Here is a 25,475-nt window from a genome sequence, read left to right as displayed (position 1 = left end):
AGTAAGACCCCATGAAGACTACGTGGTTGATAGGTCGGAGGTGGAAGTGCAGTAATGTATGCAGCTTACCGATACTAATAGGTCGAGGACTTGACCAAGAAAATATTTGGTGATTTGATTAATATGTATGTAGTTTTCAGAGTACAATCTCTGAAAATAAAGATTATGTGGTTATTATAGAAGAGAGGATACACCTGTTCCCATTCCGAACACAGAAGTTAAGCTCTCTATCGCTGATGGTACTTGGGGCGAAGGCCCCTGGGAGAGTAGGACGTAGCCACGTAATCTTTTTTTATGTAATAATATAAAAAACTATAGTATAATAAAGTTAATAAGACAAATTGAATATAAATAGTTTTCGGTTTCCGCAAGGAATTAATAAGGAATCAGGTGAAAGACCTGAGCAGCCCCCGTTACTGTGAAGCTGACGAAAGTTAGAATAAAGCCACTGTAATTATAAATTATGGGAAGGTTAATGAGTAGGATGAAGCAAAGCCAGGAGACTTGCCGAAAATATAGAGTAAATTTCTTCGGGGATGGGGAAAGTTTCTTGAAAATATAGTATTATAAAAGCTAATTTTTAATTTTGAGAAGATATTATATAGAAATTTCTGAGTCCTGCAGTTTTTGTAGGACTTTTTATTTTTGAGTTATTTTAGAGTAGGTTGATTAAACAAAAATTCTTGAAACAAATCTCTCTTTTATATTTGAATGTCTTAAAATATATATAATCAAAGGAGAGAAATATGAAAGAAAAGATGAAATCAGTTCTTGCAGCTGCACTTATGCTAGTGGTTTTAAATCCAGTACAGTCTAGTGCAATGCACATCATGGAAGGATTCCTTCCAAAGCAGTGGTCTTTAATATGGACTATAGTATTTATACCTTTCTTCATAGTTGGTATAAGATCAATCAACAAAATAGTGAAAGAAGAGCCAAAGAAAAAAGTACTATTAGCTTTATGTGGAGCTTTCGTATTTGTACTATCAGCTCTTAAAATTCCATCAGTTAATGGAAGTTGCTCACATCCAACAGGTGTAGGTCTAAGTGCAATATTATTTGGACCAGGAGTAACCGTTGTACTTGGTACAATAGTATTATTATTCCAGGCAATCTTACTTGCTCATGGTGGTTTAACTACATTAGGTGCAAATGCATTCTCAATGGCAATAGTTGGCCCAATAGTATCATACCTTATATTCAAAGGAATGGAAAAAGTATGCAAAAATAGAAAAGTAAATGTATTCTTAGCTGCAGCACTTGGAGACTTAGCTACATACACTGTAACATCATTCCAGCTTGCATTTGCATTCCCAGCTGCTACAGGTGGAGTAATGGCATCTGCTATAAAATTCTTAGGAATATTCTTTGTAACTCAGGTTCCAATAGCAATAGCAGAAGGTATATTAACAGTAATCGTATACAACCTAATAGTTGAAAATGTGGAAGGAGTTGATTTTAATGTCAAAAACAACTAAAACTAACATATTACTAATAATATTAGCAATAGCATTAATAGTACTTCCACTAGTAGTAAACCCAGGTGCTGAATACGGAGGAGCTGATGGTCACGCTGAGGAAGCAATAACAGAAATAAATCCAGAATATGAACCATGGTTTGCGAGTTTCTATGAACCACCAAGTGGAGAAATAGAAAGTTTATTATTCTCAACTCAGGCTGCATTTGGAGCAGGAATAATAGGTTATATACTAGGGAACTTAAAAGGTAAAAAATCTGGAAGAGAAGAAATGAGAAAAGAACTTGAAGCTAAAACAAGTGAAAAAAGCGACGATAAAGAATAATAAAAAATGACAATTAATAACATAAAAAGTATAATAATAATTAGGGAGAGCTGCATTACTTGCAGCTTTTCTAATATCTAAAATAAAAGGAGGAGAATAGAGATGCTAATAATAGATAAATACGCATACACAAATAGTCTTAGCGAAAAAAATCCATACATAAAAACAATATTCTCCATACTATTTTTAATAATATCATTAATAATAGAAAATCCAGTATATCAAATAGCTATAATAACTGCTATGTCGATAATAATACTATCTACATCCAAAATGGGAATAAGTGAATATCTAAAGCTACTTTCAATCCCATTAATCTTTATGGTAATGAGCATACTGGCTATAATCATAAGCATATCCACAGAAAAAACAGATATGTTGACATATTTTACTATTGGAAGTACATATATGGGAATATCAAAATTTGGACTTTCTAGTGCATTAAAAATACTAGCAAGATCAATATCGTGTCTAACATGTGTATATTTCTTGATGCTTACAACACCGTTTAACCAGTTAATACAAGTATTTAAAAAACTACACATACCAGACAATGTAATAGAAATTGCTATGCTTATCTATAGATTTATATTCATATTCTTAGAAGAAGTACACGAAATATACAAATCTCAGGAAATGAAAATGGGGTATATGGGAATGAAAAACTCATACAATTCATTGGGGTTATTGGTAAATATGCTCTACAAAAGGATGATGAAAAGATACGAAGATATGTCTATAGCACTAGATATGAAATTATTTGATGGAAAATTCCACATATAATGAAATTCCAAAGATATTAGGATGGTGAAAATATGTATAAAATAGAAAACCTATCATTTAAATATGAAAAGAATAAACATGCATTAAAAAATATAAATATGGATTTCTCAAAAGGAGATATAATTGGAGTAATCGGTGAAAATGGATGTGGAAAATCTACCTTATTTATGAATATGACTGGAATACTAAAGCCAGAATCAGGAGAAATTCTGTACAATGGGGAAAAAATAAAGTACGGGAAAAAAGACTTATACAATCTTAGAAAAAGAGTAGGAATGGTGTTCCAAGATCCAGAGAAACAAATATTTTACTCTAAAGTTTACGACGATATAGCATTTACTATGAGAAACATAGGTATGGATGAAGAAGAAATAAAAATAAGAATAGAAAAAGCACTAGAGGCTGTAAATGGAAGCGAATTTATAGATAAGCCTGTCCAATTTTTAAGCTATGGGCAGAAAAAAAGAGTTGCAATAGCATCAGTAATCGCTATGCAAAATGAAACAGTACTCTTAGACGAACCTACATCAGGACTAGACCCAAGAAGTACAGATGCAGTTGTAGAAATAATAAAAAATATGAAAAAAAATGGCACAAAAGTAGTAATATCTAGCCACGACATGGATTTGATATACGAAATATGTGACTATGTATACGTAATGAACAAGGGAGAAATAATAAAAGAAGGAAATCCAGACGATGTATTCATAGATGAAAAAATGATAAAAAACGCTGGATTAAAAACACCTTGGATAATAAAAATCTACAACGAACTAAAAAACAATAAAACTAATAATAATGAAACAAACTTAGAAATAATAAAAACAAAATTCGCACAGTACAAATAAAAATATTAAGGAGCTGAGGCAAAATTAATGCAACGGCTCCTTTTTTGTTCACATTGTAAAAATTCTTATAATAGCTTAAAATATATATTATAATCGAACAAAAGGAGAACACGATAATGAATTTAGATACATTAAATCCGTCTCAAAGACGGGCGGTTGAGAGAACTGAGGGACCTGTTCTTATACTTGCAGGAGCTGGTTCGGGAAAAACGAGAGTGCTTACAACTAGAATAGCACATCTAATAGACAAAGGTGTACAGCCAGCAAACATACTTGCAATAACATTTACCAACAAAGCGGCAAATGAAATGCGAGAAAGAGTAGAAGAAACTGTAGAATCAGACACAAAAGATATGTGGATTAGCACATTCCACTCTTGTTGCGTAAGGATACTTAGAAAAGACATAAACAAAATAGGATACAACAGAAGTTTCGTAATTTACGATGCTGCTGACCAGGTAACGCTAATAAAAGACTGTTTAAAAGAATTAAACATAAGTGACAAGGCATTTGAACCTAAAACAGTAATAAGCTATATATCAGGTGCAAAAGATAAATTAAAATCTCCAAAACAGTACAAAGACGACTGCGCTGGAGACCCAAGAATGTCTAAAATTGCGGACATATACTCTCTATATCAGGACAGATTAAAAAGAAACAGTGCACTTGACTTTGACGATTTAATAATAAAAACTGTAGAACTATTCAAGAAAAATCCAGAAGTACTAGACTACTACAGAAGCAGATTTAGATACATAATGGTCGACGAGTATCAGGATACAAGTATGGCTCAGTACGAATTTATAAAACAATTAGCAATGGGGCACAAAAATATATGTGTCGTAGGTGACGACGACCAGAGTATATACGGATGGAGAGGTGCCGACATCAGAAACATACTTGAATTTGAAAAGGATTACGATGATGTTTTTGTAGTTAAATTAGAACAGAACTACAGATCAACTCAGGTAATACTTGATGCAGCCAACCACGTAATCTCAAACAACATAGAAAGAAAAAGAAAAAAACTTTGGAGTGAAAAAACTGAAGGCGAAAAAATAAAAATAGAACTAGCAGAAAATGAATTAGAAGAAGGAAGATTTATAGCCGAAACGATAATAGATAAAGTGCAGGGCGAAGGAAGAAAATACAGCGATTGTGCAGTACTTTACAGAGCAAATGCACAGGCTAGACCTATAGAAGATGCACTTAACAGAGCCGGAGTTCCTTACAATATATATGGAGGAACAAAATTCTATGAAAGAAAAGAAATAAAAGACTTAATTGCATACCTTAGAATAATTGCAAACCCTCAGGACGACATATCTCTAAAAAGAATAATCAACGTTCCAAGAAGGGGAATAGGACTTAGAACAATAGAAAAAATAGAGGACAGAGCGAGCCTAAAACAGGAAAGTATGTACTCTGTACTTTTAGACATAGACTCAAACTCAGAAATATCAACAAAAGCTAAAAAACAGATAAATGGCTTTGTAGATTTAGTAGGAACTCTTAGAGCAATAAAAGAAGTATATCCTGTAAGCAAATTGATAGAAAAAGTACTAGACAGCACAGGATACATATACGAGCTAGAAGAAGAAATGAAGAAAAATCAGAATAGCATGAATGGTAAATATGAAGAAGCTCAGGATAGAATAGACAACTTAAACGAGTTTATATCTATTGCACTTGAATTTGAAAATAGCGATGATGAAAATCTTGAAGATAAATCGTTAGAAACATTCCTAACGAGTGTGGCACTTACATCAGAAACGACTGAAGATGAAGAGCCAAATAGAGTATCTCTAATGACAATGCATACATCTAAAGGTTTAGAATTCCCAGTTGTATTCATAACAGGAATGGAAGAAGGATTATTCCCAATTTCTAGAGCAATAAAATCTATGAAAGACTCAGATATAGAGGAAGAAAGAAGACTTTGCTATGTCGGAATTACAAGAGCTAGGGAAGAACTATACCTTACAATGACTGAAAAAAGAACTCTTTACGGAAAAACAAACCATGCTATACAGTCTAGATTTATAGAGGAGCTTCCAGATGAGTGTATAGAGAAACTATACATGGGCAAAAGAGAGCTAACATACACTAAGAGCAGCTACAACATATTAGACAAGTACACTAAAAAATACATGAATAGCATGAACAGAGAAGAAGTTGCTAAAAAAATGAATGCAACAAATAAAAATGAAAATAAAATGGCAGAACCTGAGGATATTAAACTAGGATCAAAAGTATATCATCCAAAATTCGGCGTTGGAACAGTAGTTGCAATGGCTGGAAGTGATGTAACAATAGCATTTGAAAATCAGGGAATCAAAAAAATAAACAAAGAATACACTACACTAGACTTAGTGAAAGAATAAAAAACTAATCAAAAGAATAAAACAAACTAAAAATAAAAATTGGGATGTGAAATAAATGAAAAAATTTGCAGAAAATATGTTAGATTTCATATACGAAAGTCCAACACAGTTTAATGCAGTTGAAGTATCTGCAGAAATGCTTGAAAAAAACGGATTTGAAAAATTAAATCCAAAAGAAAATTGGAAACTAGAAGTGGGCAAAAAATACTACACAACAAAAAATTCTTCGGCATTAGTAGCATTTAAAGTAAACTCTGATAAAGTTGAAAAAGAAGGATTTAGAATAATAGGATCACATACAGATTCACCAGGATTTAGAATTAAACCTAATGCTGAAATAGAAAGCTGTGGCGCATATCTAAAGCTAAACACAGAAGGATACGGTGGAATGATTTTAAGCACTTGGCTTGATAGACCACTTGCTATGGCAGGGAGAGTATTTTTAAGAGGAGAAAATCCATTTAAGCCAGTAGAAAAAATTGTAAACATAAACAAACCAGTTTGCATAATACCAAACCTTGCAATACACATGAATAGAAGCATAAATGACGGATATAAATACAACAAACAGACTGATATGCTTCCTCTTGTTGGATTAATAAATGAGCAGCTAGAAAAAGAAAACTACATGGTAAAACTTCTAGCATCTGAACTGGATGTAGAAGTAGAAGAAATAATAGATTTCGACATATTCCTATACGAGTACGAAAAAGGATGCTTCACAGGAGCTAATGGAGAATTCATATCTACAGGAAGATTAGACAACCTTTCAATGTACTACTCATCTGTTGAAGCACTACTAGACTCAAATTCAAAATCAGGAATAAGCATAGCAGTAGGATTTGACAATGAAGAAGTAGGAAGCTCTACAAAACAGGGAGCCGACTCAAACATGCTTCTAAACATACTAGAAAGAATATGCATCTCTCTTGGTAAAGACAGACAGCAGTTCTTTGAAGCAATAGAAAACTCATTCATAATATCTTCAGACTTAGCACACGCTGTACATCCAAATGTAAACAGCATGGCAGATCCTACAAACAGACCAGTTATGGGAAAAGGTCCTGTAATAAAAGTTCACGCTGGACAGGCATACACAAGCGATGGATATTCAATCTCTGTCTACAAAGAAATTTGTAGAGCGTGTGGAGTAGAATATCAAGAATTTGTAAATAAATCCGACCAAAGAGGTGGAAGCACAATAGGTCCAATATCTTCTACACATATAGACATACCATCTGTTGACATAGGCGCGCCTATACTATCAATGCACTCTATAAGAGAACTAGGATGCAGCGAGGATTTCTACAATACTTACAAAACTTTTGTGAAATTCTATGAAATATAGGGTATAATATTCTATAAACTATTAAATTTATTTTATAGTAAAATGAAAATATGAAAGAGAGATGGGAAAATGAAAATAGCTCTATGTATGGAAGGTGGAGGTGCAAAAGGTGCCTATGAAGCGGGTGTTGTAAAAGCTCTTTACGAAAATGGAATAAAAGAATATGCAGCAATTTCTGGTACTTCAATAGGTGCAATAAATGGATACTTTCTAGCCACTGGAAATATGGAAAAATTAGCATATATATGGAACAACGTTGAAGAAAATCTTGGCGGTACAAGTATACAAATAGTGGATAACAAAGTAAATAACGACAACCTAATAAAAGGATTATACATGCTTGAAGAAGATTGCAGAGCAGAAATACCTCTATATGTAAATTATGTAGAAGTTCACGACAAATGTATAGAAGAAAAAATAGTTGAAACTTCAAAACTAGATAAGAATGAATGTCTAGAATGTATAAAATACAGCTCACTTCTTCCATTTAATCCTATAAAACAGAAAGGGTTCAAAGAAGGATTTATCGAGGATGTAGCAGAAGGTGCTTACGAAGGGGAATGCTTAGACGGTGGAATGTGCAGAAGCCTTATAGTTGAGCCAGTACTTGAAGTAAACCCAGATAAAATAGTAATAATATCTACTCAGAACGACTATGAAGTGCCAGAAGAATTAATCGAAGAATTTGGTGCAGATAAATTTGTAGTTGCTAGACCTAAACAGAAATTTGAACCAGGTGCTACACTAAATCTTAACATGGACTTCTGTAGAAAAATATTTGCTGATGGATATGAAATAGGACAGGAATTAGTTAAAGAATTTAAATAATATCGGTTAAAATAGTATATTATACGGGTATATATTTTGGTATAATATACTGAGAATAAAGAAAGTGAGGATATTTAAATGGCTATAGAAATGAACAATCCAATAGTAACAATAGAAATGGAAAATGGTGGAATAATAAAAGCAGAACTTTACCCACACATAGCTCCAAACACAGTTAACAACTTCATAAGCTTAATAAACAAAGGATACTACAATGGAATAGGATTCCACAGAGTAATAGAAGGCTTCATGATACAGGGTGGATGCCCAGATGGAACAGGAATGGGTGGACCAGGATACTCAATAAGAGGAGAATTCACAGGAAATGGATTCACTAACAACTTAAAACACGAAAGAGGAGTACTTTCAATGGCTAGAACAATGGATCCTAACTCAGCTGGATCTCAGTTCTTCATAATGCACAAAAACTCTCCACACCTAGATGGACAGTATGCTTCATTTGGTAGAGTAATAGAAGGTATGGATGTTGTTGATGAGATAGCAACTACTAAGACTGGTTGGGGAGATAAACCAACTACTCCACAGGTTATGAAATGTGTTACAGTTGATACTTTAGGTAAAGATTACCCAGAAGTAGAAAAATTCTAATAAAATAATAAAAATTTAATAAAATTATAAGATAGACTAATTAATTCTAGTAAATGTTACTAGATTAGTTAGTCTATTTTTTTGTCTATTTACTTAATTAAGCTTATAAATTTTTCTTAATAATAAAATAATACTAATTTGAATATAATGTGAGGTTAATTAGAAGTTTAAAAAAGAATATTAAAAATAAAAATAAATTTAATATTCGTATCTAGTGGAACGTTAAAACAATTAATAGAGTATTCTTTTTAAGGCTTGTGAATGAATAATTGAAATATCTACTTTAAAGTTACAAATAAATATCCTTTGTTAATTAATAAAATTAAGAAAAAGCATTGTTTTTTTTTTTTTTTTTGATAACATTATGTATGAGAATATTAATTAAATTTAATTAAGGGAGATGGTTAAAAAATAGCTTAAGGAAAAATAAATTTTAAACTTGAGCAAATTTGTGGAATATTCGTATTTAAATGTGTAGGTAAAGGAGATGTGGAATATGAATAAAAAATTAATATCATTTTTAGCAGCAACAGCTATGATTGTTACGGTAAGTCAAGAATCAATGGCATTAAATGGTGAAGAAATAGAAAAGAATAATACAAGTGTAGAACAAACTAATTTACGCCAAGAATTAACAACATATGATGAAATTGATAACAGTAAATATAAAGAAGAACAAAATAATGGAAATAAAAATCAAAACAATAATGTAAAAGAAGTAACAGTATCTAACTGGAATGATTTAAAAAGTAATATTGAAAATGCAAGTGATAATGTTGAAACTAAAATTATTTTAGATGGTAGTAATGGAATCATAAATAAAAATAGTTCAGATGAAGCTATAATTATAAAATCTAATAAAAACATTACAATAGTAGCTCAAAATAATACAATTATACAAAGAACTTCAAATATGCCTGACAAAGGAGAGTTTGTAGTAGAAAAAGATGGAAATTTGACTATAGATGGAGATTTGATTATAGAAGCACCTAATTATGAAAATGAAGGAATGCTTACATATGCGAATTTTGTAAAAGTAAATGAAGGTGGAAATTTAACTATAAATTGTAAATTAACAGTTCATACAAGTGATGGATATAATAACAATAGTCAAGGTAATTTAGGGTTGATTCTTTGTAATGGTAATATGGTAATAAATGATGGTGCAAAAATTTCTGGGTACACAGTAAATAAGGCAAGTAGAAATGTTGAACTAGCGGCTGTTGTGGTTAAAGGAGAGAATGCTACACTTACTATGGAAGGCGGAGAAGTAAGTGGAAACTATAATTTAGGAGCTAACTATGCTGAAGGAGCATCAATTCAAGTTAGAGAGGGTGCTAACTTTACTATGAATGGTGGTATGATTAAAGAAAATGGAATTGTACCTAAAGGTGAAGATTGTTGTATGTGTGGAAGTGGTGTTTTTGTAGAAGGAGAAGGGAGTACTTTTATAATGAATTCTGGTGAAATTTCTGATAATGAAGCAATGAATGGTGCTGGAATCTATGCAAAAAATGAATCTAAATTAGAGATAAATAATGGGAAAATAATTAAAAATAAAATTCCTTATAATGGTAGAACTTGTTATGGAGGAGGAATATACGCTGAAGATACAAATTTAAAAATAGGGGAAAATGGAAATGTAGAAATTGCTAATAACGGTTCTAGTGAATTTGGGAATGAATGGAGAATGATACAGACTTATGGTGGAGGAATTTACACAAAAAATAGTAATGGTACTATAAAAAATGCAACAATATCAAAAAATACAACAGATGGAAATAATCTACAAGGTGGAGCAGGAGCTTATTTTGAAAATAGTAATATAACAATAGAAGATAGTAGCATAAAAGAAAATCAAGCAGGCGAAGCAACAAATCAAGCTGGTGGAGGAATAAGAGTATATGGAGATAGTGAAATAACTTTAAAGAATACATCAATAAATAATAATAAAGTATCTCCAAATGCAAAAACAGAAAAATACAATTTTGGATATGGTGGAGGAGTATTTGTAGACATATCTAAAAAAGGAAGGGTAATATTAGAAAATTGCAATATATTTGCTAATGAAGCTAGTTATCAAGGTGGAGGTATTTATATAAATGCGGGATGTTTAGAATTAAAAGGAAAAACAAATATTAAGGATAATAGTATTACATCAAAACAAGAAGGTTTAGGGTATAGTAAAGGGGTTTATATTGAAAGAGGAGCAGGTGGATTATTAGAAATTTCGGGAGATACAGAAATAAATAAGGAAGATGATGTATATTTAAATACAGGAACATTTATAAATGTTACAAATAAATTAAATAAAATAAATGGAACAAATCCTATAAGTATAACAAGTGCTGAAGAAAATATAGAAGACGAAAAAACAGAAGGAACAAAACTAGTAGAATACTCAGAAGCAGCTGGTGGAGAAGCAGAAGCTCTAAAGGCTACACTAGGAAGATACTTCATACCAAGCAAATATATGAATCCAGATTTGAAAATAGGACAGAGTCAAAAGACAAAAAATGTACTAACATATGTAAAAGAACTACCAACAAACAATTTACCAGTAATAAATGCATCAGATAAAGAAATATATGTTGGAGATAACTTCGATCCTCTAAAAGATGTAACAGCTACAGATGCAGAAGATGGAAAAATAACTCTAACTCAAAACAACATAAAAGAAAACACAGTAGATATAAGCAAACCAGGGGAATACAAAGTAACATATTCAGTTACAGATTCAGTGGGTGCTACAACTGAAAAAACTATAAAAGTAACAGTAAAAGCTAAAAGCACTGGTGGTGGCGGAGGTGGAACAATAGTAACACCACCAACAGATCCAGACAGAATAGAAGGTAACGACAGAATTGAAACATCAGTAGAAACAAGTGAAGACCTATATCCAAATGGAACAAATGCCGTAGTACTTGCAAATGCAGAAAGATACACAGACGTACTAACTGCAGATCCATTTGCAATACAGGAAAAAGCATCAGCTCTACTAACATATAAATACGAAATACCAGAAAAAACACTAAAAGAAATAGAAAGACTAGGTGCTAAAAAAATCTACATAAGTGGCGGATATGATGCAGTATCTAAAAAAGTTGTAGACGAACTAGCAGCAAAAGGATATGAAATATTCAGATTTGACGGTGTAGACAGATACGACACAGCTAGAAAAATAGCAATAAAAATAAGAGAAAAAGGAAATACAAATGCAGCAGAACTTGCTTCAGGAGAAGATTTCCCAGATGCGTTATGTATGACACCTCTAGCAGTTAAAGATCACGCACCAATACTACTAACTAAAAAAGATTCTATCCCTAAATACACAAAACAGGCACTAGCAGAATGGGATATAGAAAATATAAAAATTGGTGGATTAGACCAAGCTGTATCAAAAGAAGTTGAAAAACAGATAGACAAAGGATTTAGTATAGATAAAAATAAAAAGGATGATTCAAATGTTTATGATGGAGCGAAATCAATAAATAGATTTGGTGGAAAAGATAGATACGAAACATCAACAATAATAGCTGCAAATTCTTGCCCAATGTCAAGACTTGGAGTATATGCAACAGGAGAAAACTTCCCAGATGCGTTGATAGCAGGAAATTATGCAGGAAGAAAAAATGCTCCAGTACTACTTGTTAAGAGAGATACTCTACCAAAAGTTGTAAGAGATTATACAGAAAAATCAGAAATTAGAAAAGTAACTGTAATTGGTGGTGTAAATGCTGTCAGTGATAAAGTGTTTGATTTAATAAAAGCGGCGATAAATAAATAGAAAATATAAAGAAAAAGATACATGATAATCTGTATTGTAAAAAGCTAAGAAGTTATTAAAAATAGATTAACTTCTTAGCTTTTTTATTTTTTGAATCTGAAATGTAGTAAAAAATATTTTTAATTTATTTGATTTCATTAGAATAAATAAAAATTCAAAATTAGTTAAAAATAATATAAAAAAATATTTACAAAAAAAAAAAATAATATAAAATATAAGAAAGTGATTATTGGTATATACCTTATGAAACATAAATACGTTTTGATTAGGAAGATACCAGTTTTAAAAAGAATTGTTATAGGAGGAAATTATGGGCAAGTTTAAAAAAGCAATTGCAACATTTTTAGTTGCTTGCATGACAATGGTTACACCATTATCAGCAGGAATGTCAAATGTTTCAGCAGCTGAAACAAAACAAACAAATTTAAAAACAAAAATGAGTGTCTATTCTATTGATGCTGGTAGAAAATTTTTCTCAGTAGAACAGCTTAAAGAAATAATAGACACAGCAGAAAAAACAGGGTATACTCATGTACAGATATTATTTGGTAATGATGGTTTAAGATTATTACTAGATGATATGACAATTATGGCGAATGGGCAAACGTATGCTAGTGATGAAGTTAAAGAAGCAATAAAAAATGGAACAAAAACATATTATGATGATCTAAATGGAACAGTTTTAACACAGAGTGATATAGAAGATATATTAGCTTATGCTAAAACAAAAAATATAGGAATAATTCCAGTAATAAGTAGTCCAGGGCATATGGATGCTATATTAAATGCTATGGAAACTTTAGGAATAGAAAATTCTAAATTTGATTATAAGGGGTATGTTTCTAAAACAACTATAGATTTAGCCAATGAAAAAGCAGTTAATTTTACTAAGGTTTTAGTTGAAAAGTATGCTAAATTCTTCAATGGAAAAGTAGAATACTTTAACTTTGGTGCAGATGAATACGCAAATGATTCAACGCTTAATAATACAGCTTTACCTGAAAAAAAATCAGGATTTTTAGTTTTACAGGAGCTTGGCTTATATGATGAATTTGTAAGTTATATAAATTCTTTATCAGCAACAATAAAAGAAAATAATATGAAACCTATATGTTTCAATGATGGTATATATTATAAAGAAGATGAGTCAAATGGAACAATAGATACAGATATAATAGTTGCTTACTGGATAACAGGTATTAATCATTATGAACAAGCTTCAGCTAAATTCCTAAGAAAAAAAGGTTTTAATATATTAAATACTAATGATCAGTGGTATTATGTAGTTGGTCGTGATGGAAACAAATCTGGTTGGTGGTATGGGACTGATATGGCAACAAAAGGTATGAAAGAAAATAAATTTACTCATGTACCAACTGCTAATGACAAAGAAATATCTATAGTAGGAGCTATGGCTTGTACTTGGTGTGATACTCCTAGTGAAACATATAAACCAGAAGTGGTAAAAGGTTTAATGGAACTATTTGCGCAGCAGAATCCAGACTATATATACAAAGTAGCTGACTATACAAAAGTAGAAGAAGCTATAGCACAGATACCTTCTGATTTATCTAAATATACAGAAGAAAGTGTTCATGAATTAAAGAAAGCTTTTGAAGCAGTTGTATACGGAGAAAAAGTTGAAAATCAGGCTAAAGTAGATGCAATGGCAGATGCTATAATAAAAGAAATATCAGAACTTAAAGTAGCAACAACTAAAAAAGATAAAAAAGCTATATTCTCTATAGATGCTGGTAGAAAATATTTCTCAAAAGACCAGATAATACAGATAATAGATAAAGCTTACAGAAATGGATATACAGATGTTCAGTTAATAGTAGGTAATGACGGTTTACGTTTTGCTTTAGATGATATGACTATAAAAGCTAATGGTAAAACATATAAAAGTGAAGATGTTAAAAAAGCTATTACAAAAGGAAATGATATATATTACAAAGATCCAAATGGTGATTATCTAACAGAAACTGAAATGGATAAAATATTAGCATATGCTAAAAGATTAGGTATAGGAATAATACCTGTTATAAATTCACCAGGTCATATGGACGGTATATTAAATGCTATGGAAGCATTAGGAATACAGAATCCTCAGTATACTCATGGTGGTAAAAAATCAACAAGAACAATAGACTTAAACAATGAAGAAGCATTAGCATTCAATAAAGAATTAGTTAAAAAATATGCTACTTACTTTGCTAAAAATGGAAGTAAAATATTCAACTTCGGTTGCGACGAATATGCAAATGATATAGATTCATCTGCTGAAGGATACTACAATGGATGGAGTAGACTTCAGGGTGAAGGAATGTATCCTAAATTTGTAGACTATGTAAATGATTTATCTAAAATTATAAAAGATGCTGGAATGAAACCAATGTGCTTCAATGATGGTATCTACTATAATAAAAAAGATGAATATGGAAAATTTGATGAAGATATAATAATATCTTATTGGACAGCAGGATGGTGGGAATTCTACACAGCACCAGCATCATACTTATATGAAAAAGGACATCAGATACTAAACTTAAATGACGCTTGGTATTGGGTATTAGGAAGTTTTAAAGATGAACCACTTCCATATGACTTTGAAAATGCTATAGCCAATATAGAAAATAAAGGATTCAATGATGTTGCGGGAGATAATACAGGTGTTCCTACAATAGGAAGTATGCAGGCTGTTTGGTGTGATGATCCATCTAAAGCACATGACATGGATAGAATAATGCAGTTAATGGATAGATTCTCAGAAAAACATAAAGACTATTTAGTTCGTCCTAATACAGATAACAACAATGGTGGAGGAATAGTAGTACCACCAAGTAAACCAGAAAAACCAGAAGTGGAAGTAAATAGATTAGAAGGAGCTAATAGAATAGAAACAGCAGTTGAATCAAGTAAAGAGTTATATCCAAGTGGAACAAATGTTGTTGTATTAGCAAATGCAGATAGATTTACAGATGTTTTAGCAGCAAATCCTCTTGCTGCTCAGGAAAATGCTTCATCTTTATTAACAAATAAAGATAAATTAGCAACAAATACTTTAAAAGAAATAGAAAGATTAGGAGCTAAAAAAATCTACATAAGTGGAGGATATGAAGCAGTTTCTAAAAAAGTAGTTGATGAACTTAAAAATAAAGGTTATGAAGTTGTAAGATTTGCTGGAAAAGATAGATATGAAACAGCTAGAAAAATAGCAGATAAAATAAGAGAAAAAGGAAACAAAGAAGTTGTAGAATTAGCTTCTGGAGAAAACTTCCCAGATGCATTAGCAATGACATCAATGGCAGTTAGAGATAATGCTCCAATACTTTTAACTAAAAAAGATTCTATACCAGAAGAAACTAAAAAAGCTTTAGCTGAATATGACGTTAAAAATGTTAAAATAGCAGGTCTTGATAAAGCAGTTTCTAAAGAAGTTGAAAAAGAAATAAATAATGGATTTGAAATAGTAAAAGGAAGTAAAGAAGATGCTAATGTCTATGATGGAGCTGAATCAGTAAGAAGAATCGGTGGAAAAGATAGATATGAAACAGCTTCAAAAATAGCTAATGAAATATATCCAACAACTAAATTAGCTATATATGCAACAGGAGAAGACTTCCCAGACGCGTTAATAGCTGGAAACTATGCAGCTAAAAAACATGCACCAGTACTTTTAGTTAAGAAAAATAATTTACCAGAATCTGTAAAATTATATACAGAAAATGCCAAAATAGAAAAAGCAACTATAATAGGTGGTGTAAATGCCGTTACAGAAAATGTAGTTGAAATGATAAAAGAAGCTATAAACAATTAAGTATTTAATATTAAGAACAATTCCATTAATTAAATAAAAAATAAATTAAAGTCGAGAAATTATATTAAAAAAATTATTTCTCGACTTTTTTTCTTATTATATCAAAAATATAAAATTACACTTAAAGAAAATTTAGTTAGTAAAATAATAAAAAAACTATTTACAAGTTAAATAAAAATTAATAAAATATAAGTACAAAATATTGGTATATACCATATAAAACATATTAAATATTTATAAAAATTTCAAGTATATAAAAATTATGAGTATGTACCAAAAAAATTAAAATTTAATAAATTTGTAGGAGGAACTTATGGGCAAATTTAAAAAAGCAATTGCATCTCTTTTAGTTGCTTGTATGACAATGGTAACACCATTATCAGCAGGAATGGCTACAGTTTCAGCTGCTGAAACAAAAACAACAGATGCAAGAATAAGCACAAAAATGAGTGTATACTCAATAGATGCAGGTAGAAAGTTTTTCTCAGTAAATCAGATTAAAGAAATAATCGATACTGCAAACAAAACAGGATACACACACGTTCAGTTATTATTTGGTAATGACGGACTAAGATTAGTATTAGATGACATGACAATTACGGCAAATGGGAAAACGTATGCGAGCGATGATGTCAAAGAAGCTATAAAAAACGGAACAAAAAAATATTACGATGATCCAAATGGAACAGTTTTAACTCAGAAAGACATGGAAGCTATATTAGCACATGCTAAATCAAAAAACGTTAAAATAATTCCAGTTATAAGCAGCCCAGGACACATGGATGCAATATTAAATACAATGGAAGCTCTAGGAATAGAAAATCCAAAATTCAACTATCAGGGAACAGTTTCTAAAACTACTCTAGACTTAAACAACGCAAAAGCAGTTGAATTTACAAAAGAATTAGTTGAAAAATATGCAAAATACTTCAACGGAAAAGTAGAATACTTCAACTTTGGTGCTGATGAATATGCAAATGATGCAACATATCATGGACCAAGTAAAAAATCAGGATTCTTAGTTCTTCAGGAAGAAAAACTATACGATGACTTCATAGACTATATCAATGATATGTCTGCAATGGTAAAAGAAAACAATATGAAACCAATATGTTTCAACGATGGTATATACTACAACCAGGACGAAAAAAATGGAACAGTAGATACAGATATAACTGTTGCATACTGGACTCCAGGATTTGATAGATACTCTCCAGCTCCAGCTAAATACTTAATAGAAAAAGGATTTAAAATACTAAACACAAACGACAACTGGTACTATGTTGTTGGACGTAACGGAGAAGGTTGGTGGTATGGTTCTGCAATGGCTACAGACAGTATGAAAAAATTCAAATTTGACAGAGTAGTTGGAACAGCAGACAATGAAAAACCACTTCCAATAGTTGGAAGTATGGCTTGTACTTGGTGTGATGAACCACAGAAAGAATACAAACCAGAAATAGTAAAAGGTTTAATGGAATTATTTGCTAATCAGAACAAAGATTACATATATCCAAAAGCTAACTATGCTAAAGTTGAAGATGCAATAAAAAAAGCACCAAAAGACTTAGCTAAATACACAGAAGAAACAGCATACAATCTAAATAGAGCAATAGCATCTGTAACATATGGTGAAAAATTATCAGACCAGGCAAAAGTAGATGCTATGGCAAACGAAATAACAAAAGCTACTGCAAACTTAAAAGTAGCTACAAGCAAAAAGAAAAAATCTGCTATATTCTCAATAGATGCAGGTAGAAAATATTTCTCAAAAGATCAGTTAATAGAGATAATAGAGAAAGCACATAGAAATGGATACACAGATGTTCAGTTAATACTAGGAAATGATGGACTTCGTTTTGCACTAGATAATATGGACATAAAAGTAAATGGTAAAACATACAAAAGTGAAGACGTTAAAAAAGCAATAACTAAAGGAAATGATATATACTACAAAGACCCTAATGGAGATTACCTAACAGAAAAAGAAATGGATGAAATATTAGCCGTAGCGAAAAGATTAGGTATGGGAATAATACCAGTAATAAACTCTCCAGGTCATATGGACGGTATATTAAATGCTATGGAAGCTTTAGGAATAAAGAATCCACAGTATAGCCATAACGGTAAAAAATCAACAAGAACAATAGACTTAAACAATAAAGAAGCAATAGAATTCAACAAAGAATTAGTAAAGAAATATGCAACATACTTTGCTAAAAAAGGAAGCAAAATATTCAACTTCGGTTGTGATGAATATGCAAATGATATAGATTCATCTGAAGAAGGATACTACAACGGATGGAGTAGACTTCAGGGTGAAGGAATGTACCCTAAATTTGTAACTTATGTAAACGATTTATCAAAAATAATAAAAGATGCTGGAATGAAACCAATGTGCTTCAACGACGGTATATACTACAACAAAAAAGATGAATATGGAAAATTTGATAAAGATATAATCATATCTTATTGGACAGCTGGATGGTGGGAATTCTACACAGCTCCAGCAGCATACCTATACGACAAAGGACATCAGATAGTAAACTTAAATGATGGATGGTACTGGGTATTAGGAAGCTACAAAACAGAAGACAACAAACTTCCATACAAATACGAAGATGCAATGGCAAATATAGAAAAATTTGACTACAACAAAGTTGCAGGAGATAGCTTAGGTGTTCCTACAATAGCAAGTATGCAGGCTGTTTGGTGTGATGAACCATCTAAAAAACACGAAATGGACAAAATAATGAACTTAATGGATGCTTATTCAGCTAAACATACAGATTACCTAAAAAGACCAGGTATGAAAGTTAACGTTGCTGAAAGAATAGAGGGTGAAACTAGATACGAAACTTCTCTAGAAGTAAGTAAAAAAGCATTCTCTAAATCAGAAAAAGCATACTTAGTATCTGGAGAAAAATTCCCAGATGCATTAAGTGCAGCTTCTTTAACTGCTAATGGAAATGGTCCAATACTATTAGTAAATGATAAAACAATAGACAAAGTATTAGCTGAAGTAGATAGATTAAACGCTAAAGAAATAGTATTAGTTGGTGGAGGATCTATATCAGCGTCTAACAAAAACAAAGTAAAAGAATTTGCTAAATCTCACTCAGCAACTGTATCAGAACTTGCAGGAAAAGATAGATTTGATACTGCTGTAAAAGTTGCTAACAAAACTATATCTACACTTGGAAACAAAGGAAAAGTTATAATAGCTGACGGAAGAAACTATCCAGATGCTGTATCAATAGCACCATATGCTTCAAAAGAAGGAATACTAGTACTTCTAGCAAATGGAAACAATGTTTCAAAAGAAGTTAAAGACTTCTTAGCTAAAAACAATATAAAAGAAGCTATAATCGTAGGTGGAGATAAGGCTGTTGGAAAAGAAGTAGAAAAACTATTCAAAAAAGTAGATAGAATATCTGGAGCTAATAGATATGAAACATCTGCAAAAATAGCAGAAAAATTCTTTGCAAATACAGATGGAATATTTATGGCTAGTGGAGAAGCATTTGCTGACTCATTATCTGTAAGCTACTATGCATCACAGAAAAACACTCCAGTTGTACTTACAATACCAAACAGACTTCACGATAACACTAGAAAATATATGGAAAACAATAAATATAAAAATTACTATGTTATAGGTGGAGAAGCAGCAGTTACTTCAAATATATTTAAATAATATTTTATTTTAATAAGAGATTATACAAAAATATTAAAGCTCTATAGAATTTCTATAGAGCTTTATATAATAATCAAAAGAAAATTATTGAAATATACTATCGACTAATGGTAAAATAGTATAGTACGAAATGTATTAAGAATGTAAAGACTAAAAACAAAACAAAGCTAAAAACAAAAAATGGCCCGATGGTTTAAATCGGGTCATTTTTTGTTTTTATAATCTGTCGAATATCCTATCAATAACAACTTTTTCGTACTCGTTCTTTATCGAGATTGTAGAGTGAGAAAAATCTATCTCAAAATTAGCAAATGCAGACAGTAAATCAATATCTCTAAGCATATGTACTGTCATATCGTATCCTTCTTTGTCTATTCTCAAAATAATCGCTCTAACAAATGGAAACTGGATACGAGAGCTAAACATCCTACTGTCAGATGCGTCTATATCAACACTTCTGTAGTTAATATCTACAAAAATATCAATATCCTCATCAGACTCTCTAATAACTCTAAACTCAAAATCAGAATCGAGCTTTAAATTTCCGATATTATAAATCATCGAATCACCTATCTCTTTTTAAGGAATTTAGGTCCTAAATATTTTTTTATTTCTTCTTCTGGAGAGAAGTCATCTATTAGTATTTCTTTTCCAGTATCTTCAAACACTACTAAAACTTCACAATCTCCCTGTAAGAAGAATTTTCTAACTGTTTCTTCCTTAACTTCTCTAACTTTAACGATATTTTTCTTTTCCTTTTCGAAGTCTTTTGTATAATAACTTCCCATCATATTTATATATTTTGTATATCTGTTCATAATGTCCTCCTATCAGTATTTCTAAATTTATAAAAATTTTTATCATTAATAATATAATTATACGAAAAAGCTCCTAATCAAGCAATATAAATTGAAATATGCATAATTGATGGAATATATGTAAATTAGGCTAATATATGTTAAAATAAAAGAATCAAACATTACAAAGGGGTATTGAGATGGCTAGTATAAAAAGAGATGAAATAGAAAAATCTATAGCTTATGCTGAAAAAAATGGCATATTTGAAAAATTAAATAAAATATACGATACAGTACCTTCAGGAAAATGTGAAGGTTGTGCAAAATGCTGCATGGAATCCGTTGGAATAAACTTAACTGAGTTTTTAAATATATACAAATATCTAAAAGAAAGACCTGAAATATACAACAAATACATCGACAAGGTTTTGGACTACTACTTTATGGAATACAAAGAAAAGAAACCATGTCCATTCCTTGATGAAAACAAAAGATGTGCAATATATGAAGTTAGACCATTAAACTGTAGAATATTTGGTCACTGGTACAAAAGCGACTACAATTTAAACCTAGACTCTATAAAAGAAAAGAATAGAGATTACAGAGATCTTATGAAAGCTAGATACGGATTTGAGATAAACGAGGACGTTGTAGAGTATAGAATAGAGTACTGTGAGAAATTCATCCCAGATAGTGGAGAAAGACTATCTAAAGAAGAAAGACTTTCTTACCTAGACCAGATAATGATATTGGATTCTCAGATATATTCAAAAGGAATGATAGACATAGATTTTAGAGATAGAGGAATAGTGGAGTACTTTATAGACTCATTATTCTTTACAGATACATCATATAATATGAAAATAAAAATTTCTCAGGACTTTGATAAAGGAGAAAAAGTGCTTAGAAAAATTAAAAAGATAGTGTCTGTAGGCAAAAAAATAAGATAACAAAGAAGAGTGATAGAAATGAAAAATATAGCAAAAAACACATACTTTATAAAAGGTGGAACAAATACTGGTGTATATACATACGGAAATAACGCTGTAATAATAGATCCAGGTCTTGCAGGTGCTAGACCTAAAAGGATATTAAAAAAGATAGAGGATGCAGGTTTTGAATTGAAATATATACTAAACACACATGAGCATGATGACCATTATGGTGGATGTGGGCAAATTAAAGAGCAAAAACCATCTGTAATCAACGTATCATCAGCTTATGGAAGCCTTTACATAGAAAATCCAATACTTTTCCCTACATACATAGTAGGTGGAAATAGCTGTGAGATAATGATTAACGCATCTAAGATGAAGGAAAGAGATATAACTACTGTAGATAAGGTAATAACAGAGGGAATATTTGACTTAAATACAGGTGAGTGTATAGAGGATGATGGAAGAACTCTTAGTGAAAACGAGATAAGAGTAGTGGATTTAAAAGGTCATACTGAAGGAAGTATGGGATTTTTAACATCAGATGGAGTATTTTTCATAGGGGATTTACTTGTTGGAGAGGAAATGCTAGATAAATTTGACTTTCTATTTACATTCGACGTTGCAAAACAGTTAAAATCATTAGATAAACTTGAAAAAATGGAATACGACAAGATAGTATTAGGACACTCTAGAGAAATTATAACTAGAGAAGAGTCTAAAGCTCTTATAGAAAAAAATAGAGCTGCTGTTATAAAGTATATAAATCAAGTAAAAGAAATTCTATCTAAAGAAGAGTTGGGATATGACAAACTTTTAAAACATATAATAGTAGATAACGACTTAAAGTGTAATTACAAGGAGTATCACTTCTTCAAATCAGCACTTGTATCTCTAGTTGCATACTTATTAGACAACGGCGAAATAGATTACAAAATAGAGGATGGAGAATTATTATATTTTTTAAAAGAAAATTAGATTTTAGAAAAAATTATCCTAAAATATGTTAAAATAGACAATGGAAAATTTCAAAAGTTAAAAAAGAATAAAAGAGGAGGGATAAATATGCAGTATGAAGATTGGAAGGCCATACTAGCTCCCTACAACAATGCAGTAGAAGAACTAAAGGTAAAATTCAAAAATATAAGAAAAGAATTTTTAGAAAGAGGAGATTATTCTCCAATAGAATTTGTAACAGGTAGAACTAAAAAAATAGCGTCTATAGTTGCAAAAGCTAAAAAATTAAATGCTAAAGATATAGAAGCTGAAATAGAAGATATAGCTGGTATAAGAATAATGTGTCAGTTTGTTGAGGATATCTATACAATAGTAGAGCTTATAAAAAACAGAACTGATATGACTATCATAAATGAAAAAGACTACATAAAAAACTACAAGGAAAGTGGTTATAGAAGCTACCATGTTATTATAAGCTATCCTATAAACACTGTAGACGGATCAAAAGAGGTAACATGTGAGATACAGATAAGAACACTTGCAATGAACTTCTGGGCTACTATAGAACATTCTCTAAAATATAAATACGAACACTATATACCAGATACATTGGCGGTAAGACTTAGAAGAGCAGCAGATGCAGCATTCTTATTAGACCAAGAAATGGGAGAGATAAGAGAGGATATAATGAATGCTCAGTCTATGTATCGGATGAGAGAATTAGCTGTTAAGGACGTACTTGATAGAATTCAAGAAGTTAGAGAATTAGGATATACAAACAACGCAATACAGTATCAGAGAAATCTCGATATGATACAGAATTCTATGGAAGACGTAAAAGAAATACTACAGCTTAAAGACGAAATAGGTCGCAAAATAGAAGAAATAAAAAATCATAAAATGAAGGAATAAATAATATGAGTTTATATGCAATAGGAGATTTACATTTATCTTCTTCTGTAGATAAACCAATGGATATTTTTGGAGAGAAGTGGCAAAACCACGATGAAAAGATAAAAAATAATTGGGAATCTACAGTTAAAGAAGATGATGTTGTTTTGGTGTTGGGCGATGTATCGTGGGGGACTAAGATGAAGGATGCACAGTCGGACTTCGATATGATACATGAGCTTCCAGGACAGAAGTTCTTTATAAAAGGGAATCACGACTATTGGTGGACTACAGCTACCAAACTGAATAAGATGTACGACGATATGAAATTTATTCAGACGGGATTTTTTACATATAAAGACTATGCAATCTGTGGTGGAAGAGGATGGATTTGTCCAAATGAGTTTAAATTTACTGAAGAAGATAAGAAAATTTACGATAGAGAAGCAATAAGAATAGAAATATCTCTTAAAGAGGCAAAAAAGGCTGGATACGAAAAAATAATAGTAATCACACATTATCCACCTACTAACGACTCTTTAGAGGATTCTGTTTTTACAGATTTATATGAAAAATATGGAGTAGAGAGAGTTTACTACGGACATCTTCATGGAGAGGAATCTTTTAAGACAGGTCTTAAAGGTATTAGAAATGGTATAGAATACAATCTAGTATCTGCGGATTATATTGATTTTATGCCAGTAAAAGTAATGGATTAAGTAAATACATGGAAAGAGTGAATTAGATTTAAAATGGGTATAAATATAGGTATAGATATAGATGGAACGGTGACGGATCCTTATGGATTTATACCGTTTTTAAATGAAATTTTTAGAAAAAACATAACAAAAGAGCAGTATACTACACTTGATTGGGAGCAGCTTTATGGAACTGTTGAAGGAGATTTTTATATAAACTTTGACAATAATTACAGCTATACATATGAAGCTGCAGAGCCAGCAGAGTTTGCAGTAGATGTAATAAAAAAGCTCGAGCAATCTGATGATATAAATGTATATTTTGTAACTGCTAGAAGAGAGTGCTTAAAAGAAATCACTGAAAAATGGTTTGATAAGTATGGTATAAATGCAAACAATATATATTTATTAGGTCCAGTCAAAAAAAGTGGAAAAGCTCTTGAATTGGGATGCGATATTTTTATTGAAGACGATCCAAACAATGCTATGGATATAGCAAAAAATGGAATTGATGTTCTTTTGATTGACACAAACTACAATAAAGATGTAGAATGTGATAATATAACTAGGGTAAGAAATTGGAAAGAGATTGATGAATTCATCTCCAATAGACTAAAATAAAGGGGGTAGAAAAATGGTTTCTTTAAAGCTAATGAATGACAATGGAAAAATACAGGTCAAGAGTAGAGATATAAAAGATTTACTTTTGATGAGCGAGGATATAGAAAAATGTCAGGACATATCAGACACTATAAAAGAAAAAGATATATTAGTATTTGATTGTCAGCTGGCTAAAGATTTATTCTTATCTAATAAATATGATTTAGATCCAATAGTTAGTTCTCTTACAGAAGGGTTAGAAGAAGGATATTTTGATATGTTCTTTGAAGATATAAGAGATTATATAAAAGGTTTTACAGATGAATTTGAAGAGGATTTACAGGAAAAATATGGATTTGACGATGTAAGATGTCATTTTGAAATATACAGTATAGGTCAGGATTTTGATGATTTTAAATTTATACTTTTAGTAGCATTTAAAAGAATTGAAATACAGAAGTTAGACAGTATAGTTAAAATAGTTGGAAGAAGACGGCTTTTAGGGGCTTCAAAATTCTATAGTTAGTTAATAAAATGAAATTGACTGCAATGTTATTATATAACTTGCAGTTTTTTTGTGCCTCAAAAGAAATAAATGCGTTTTATTTTAAAAAAATATTAAATATATTTCGTTATATAACGAATATTTATGATAAAATTTCAAAAATATTTTTGTGTAACGTTTTCCTT

The 25,475-nt window shown here is 30.9% G+C and carries 19 protein-coding genes, 2 rRNA genes and 1 riboswitch; of the genes, 19 read left to right on the top strand and 2 right to left on the bottom strand.

All coding sequences use genetic code 11. The features are described from left to right. The 13 genes from ACK2WN_RS07605 to ACK2WN_RS07545 form a co-directional block, all read left to right on the top strand. Positions 1–98 (top strand): 23S ribosomal RNA (locus tag ACK2WN_RS07605); the annotation flags it as partial. A 68-nt stretch (positions 99–166) separates the two neighbouring features. Beyond that, positions 167–283 (top strand): 5S ribosomal RNA (rrf, locus tag ACK2WN_RS07600). 59 nt (positions 284–342) lie between these two features. Beyond that, a riboswitch (cobalamin riboswitch) is annotated at positions 343–527 on the top strand. 219 nt (positions 528–746) lie between these two features. Next, the gene (locus ACK2WN_RS07595; RefSeq protein ID WP_006440549.1) at positions 747–1,478 is read left to right on the top strand and encodes an energy-coupling factor ABC transporter permease; all 732 of its coding nucleotides are present in this window, start codon (positions 747–749) and stop codon (positions 1,476–1,478) included. Continuing rightward, positions 1,441–1,803 (top strand): energy-coupling factor ABC transporter substrate-binding protein, encoded by a 363-nt coding sequence (locus tag ACK2WN_RS07590; RefSeq protein ID WP_050754681.1) that lies wholly within the window; start codon positions 1,441–1,443, stop codon positions 1,801–1,803. Before ACK2WN_RS07595 ends, ACK2WN_RS07590 begins: the two co-directional genes overlap by 38 nt. A gap of 102 nt (positions 1,804–1,905) precedes the next feature. After that, complete coding sequence (gene cbiQ, locus ACK2WN_RS07585) at positions 1,906–2,586, top strand: cobalt ECF transporter T component CbiQ (RefSeq protein WP_201416658.1); 681 nt, start codon at positions 1,906–1,908, stop codon at positions 2,584–2,586. A 32-nt stretch (positions 2,587–2,618) separates the two neighbouring features. Beyond that, positions 2,619–3,434, top strand: a complete 816-nt coding sequence (locus ACK2WN_RS07580; protein WP_416155275.1) for an energy-coupling factor ABC transporter ATP-binding protein — start codon at positions 2,619–2,621, stop codon at positions 3,432–3,434. 116 nt (positions 3,435–3,550) lie between these two features. Further along, positions 3,551–5,818 (top strand): DUF3553 domain-containing protein, encoded by a 2,268-nt coding sequence (locus ACK2WN_RS07575; protein WP_414698394.1) that lies wholly within the window; start codon positions 3,551–3,553, stop codon positions 5,816–5,818. A 55-nt stretch (positions 5,819–5,873) separates the two neighbouring features. Further along, the gene (locus ACK2WN_RS07570) at positions 5,874–7,166 is read left to right on the top strand and encodes a M18 family aminopeptidase (protein WP_416155274.1); all 1,293 of its coding nucleotides are present in this window, start codon (positions 5,874–5,876) and stop codon (positions 7,164–7,166) included. 69 nt (positions 7,167–7,235) lie between these two features. Continuing rightward, positions 7,236–7,994, top strand: coding sequence for a patatin-like phospholipase family protein (locus tag ACK2WN_RS07565; protein WP_329998920.1), 759 nt, complete (start codon positions 7,236–7,238; stop codon positions 7,992–7,994). A gap of 90 nt (positions 7,995–8,084) precedes the next feature. Beyond that, entirely contained in the window at positions 8,085–8,603 is a 519-nt protein-coding gene (locus tag ACK2WN_RS07560; protein ID WP_334304218.1) for a peptidylprolyl isomerase, read from the top strand. Between the two features lie 496 nt (positions 8,604–9,099). After that, a complete protein-coding gene (locus ACK2WN_RS07555; protein WP_416155273.1) occupies positions 9,100–12,390 on the top strand; it encodes a cell wall-binding repeat-containing protein in 3,291 nt (1,096 codons plus the stop codon). Between the two features lie 310 nt (positions 12,391–12,700). Beyond that, a complete protein-coding gene (locus ACK2WN_RS07550; RefSeq protein WP_416155272.1) occupies positions 12,701–16,210 on the top strand; it encodes a cell wall-binding repeat-containing protein in 3,510 nt (1,169 codons plus the stop codon). A 313-nt stretch (positions 16,211–16,523) separates the two neighbouring features. Next, positions 16,524–19,907 carry a cell wall-binding repeat-containing protein gene (locus tag ACK2WN_RS07545; RefSeq protein WP_416155271.1) on the top strand — a complete coding sequence of 1,128 codons (3,384 nt, stop codon included), beginning with the start codon at positions 16,524–16,526 and terminating at the stop codon, positions 19,905–19,907. 216 nt (positions 19,908–20,123) lie between these two features. Here ACK2WN_RS07545 and ACK2WN_RS07540 read toward each other — a convergent pair whose 3' ends face one another. Together ACK2WN_RS07540 and ACK2WN_RS07535 are read right to left on the bottom strand one after the other, a co-directional pair. Further along, positions 20,124–20,468, bottom strand: coding sequence for a hypothetical protein (locus tag ACK2WN_RS07540; protein WP_329998926.1), 345 nt, complete (start codon positions 20,466–20,468; stop codon positions 20,124–20,126). Positions 20,469–20,476: 8 nt separating this feature from the next. Continuing rightward, on the bottom strand, positions 20,477–20,725 hold the full coding sequence (locus ACK2WN_RS07535; protein WP_040410605.1) for a hypothetical protein: 249 nt from the start codon (positions 20,723–20,725) through the stop codon (positions 20,477–20,479). Between the two features lie 179 nt (positions 20,726–20,904). Between ACK2WN_RS07535 and ACK2WN_RS07530 the strand changes: the two genes are divergently transcribed. From ACK2WN_RS07530 to ACK2WN_RS07505, 6 genes are all read left to right on the top strand, one after another. Then, positions 20,905–21,654 carry a YkgJ family cysteine cluster protein gene (locus ACK2WN_RS07530; protein WP_300529394.1) on the top strand — a complete coding sequence of 250 codons (750 nt, stop codon included), beginning with the start codon at positions 20,905–20,907 and terminating at the stop codon, positions 21,652–21,654. Positions 21,655–21,672: 18 nt separating this feature from the next. Continuing rightward, a complete protein-coding gene (locus ACK2WN_RS07525; protein WP_416155270.1) occupies positions 21,673–22,617 on the top strand; it encodes an MBL fold metallo-hydrolase in 945 nt (314 codons plus the stop codon). An 87-nt stretch (positions 22,618–22,704) separates the two neighbouring features. Next, entirely contained in the window at positions 22,705–23,508 is an 804-nt protein-coding gene (locus ACK2WN_RS07520; RefSeq protein ID WP_118549222.1) for a GTP pyrophosphokinase, read from the top strand. A 5-nt stretch (positions 23,509–23,513) separates the two neighbouring features. After that, positions 23,514–24,206 (top strand): metallophosphoesterase, encoded by a 693-nt coding sequence (locus tag ACK2WN_RS07515; protein WP_416155269.1) that lies wholly within the window; start codon positions 23,514–23,516, stop codon positions 24,204–24,206. A 33-nt stretch (positions 24,207–24,239) separates the two neighbouring features. Beyond that, positions 24,240–24,806: a 5' nucleotidase, NT5C type gene (locus tag ACK2WN_RS07510; protein ID WP_416155268.1), complete on the top strand. Its 567-nt coding sequence runs from the start codon at positions 24,240–24,242 to the stop codon at positions 24,804–24,806. A 13-nt stretch (positions 24,807–24,819) separates the two neighbouring features. Further along, positions 24,820–25,311: a hypothetical protein gene (locus tag ACK2WN_RS07505; RefSeq protein WP_416155267.1), complete on the top strand. Its 492-nt coding sequence runs from the start codon at positions 24,820–24,822 to the stop codon at positions 25,309–25,311. Positions 25,312–25,475 lie beyond the last annotated feature (164 nt).

Source organism: Peptacetobacter sp. AB800, assembly GCF_047807365.1.
Lineage (GTDB): Bacteria > Bacillota > Clostridia > Peptostreptococcales > Peptostreptococcaceae > Peptacetobacter.
This window is presented reverse-complemented; position numbering and strand designations above follow the sequence as displayed.

Coding starts and splice junctions, on each gene's coding strand:
- ACK2WN_RS07595 (WP_006440549.1), top strand. CDS start 747: ATGAAAGAAAAGATGAAATCAGTTCTTGCAGCTGCACTTATGCTAGTG.
- ACK2WN_RS07590 (WP_050754681.1), top strand. CDS start 1,441: ATGTGGAAGGAGTTGATTTTAATGTCAAAAACAACTAAAACTAACATA.
- cbiQ (WP_201416658.1), top strand. CDS start 1,906: ATGCTAATAATAGATAAATACGCATACACAAATAGTCTTAGCGAAAAA.
- ACK2WN_RS07580 (WP_416155275.1), top strand. CDS start 2,619: ATGTATAAAATAGAAAACCTATCATTTAAATATGAAAAGAATAAACAT.
- ACK2WN_RS07575 (WP_414698394.1), top strand. CDS start 3,551: ATGAATTTAGATACATTAAATCCGTCTCAAAGACGGGCGGTTGAGAGA.
- ACK2WN_RS07570 (WP_416155274.1), top strand. CDS start 5,874: ATGAAAAAATTTGCAGAAAATATGTTAGATTTCATATACGAAAGTCCA.
- ACK2WN_RS07565 (WP_329998920.1), top strand. CDS start 7,236: ATGAAAATAGCTCTATGTATGGAAGGTGGAGGTGCAAAAGGTGCCTAT.
- ACK2WN_RS07560 (WP_334304218.1), top strand. CDS start 8,085: ATGAACAATCCAATAGTAACAATAGAAATGGAAAATGGTGGAATAATA.
- ACK2WN_RS07555 (WP_416155273.1), top strand. CDS start 9,100: ATGAATAAAAAATTAATATCATTTTTAGCAGCAACAGCTATGATTGTT.
- ACK2WN_RS07550 (WP_416155272.1), top strand. CDS start 12,701: ATGGGCAAGTTTAAAAAAGCAATTGCAACATTTTTAGTTGCTTGCATG.
- ACK2WN_RS07545 (WP_416155271.1), top strand. CDS start 16,524: ATGGGCAAATTTAAAAAAGCAATTGCATCTCTTTTAGTTGCTTGTATG.
- ACK2WN_RS07540 (WP_329998926.1), bottom strand. CDS start 20,468: ATGATTTATAATATCGGAAATTTAAAGCTCGATTCTGATTTTGAGTTT.
- ACK2WN_RS07535 (WP_040410605.1), bottom strand. CDS start 20,725: ATGAACAGATATACAAAATATATAAATATGATGGGAAGTTATTATACA.
- ACK2WN_RS07530 (WP_300529394.1), top strand. CDS start 20,905: ATGGCTAGTATAAAAAGAGATGAAATAGAAAAATCTATAGCTTATGCT.
- ACK2WN_RS07525 (WP_416155270.1), top strand. CDS start 21,673: ATGAAAAATATAGCAAAAAACACATACTTTATAAAAGGTGGAACAAAT.
- ACK2WN_RS07520 (WP_118549222.1), top strand. CDS start 22,705: ATGCAGTATGAAGATTGGAAGGCCATACTAGCTCCCTACAACAATGCA.
- ACK2WN_RS07515 (WP_416155269.1), top strand. CDS start 23,514: ATGAGTTTATATGCAATAGGAGATTTACATTTATCTTCTTCTGTAGAT.
- ACK2WN_RS07510 (WP_416155268.1), top strand. CDS start 24,240: ATGGGTATAAATATAGGTATAGATATAGATGGAACGGTGACGGATCCT.
- ACK2WN_RS07505 (WP_416155267.1), top strand. CDS start 24,820: ATGGTTTCTTTAAAGCTAATGAATGACAATGGAAAAATACAGGTCAAG.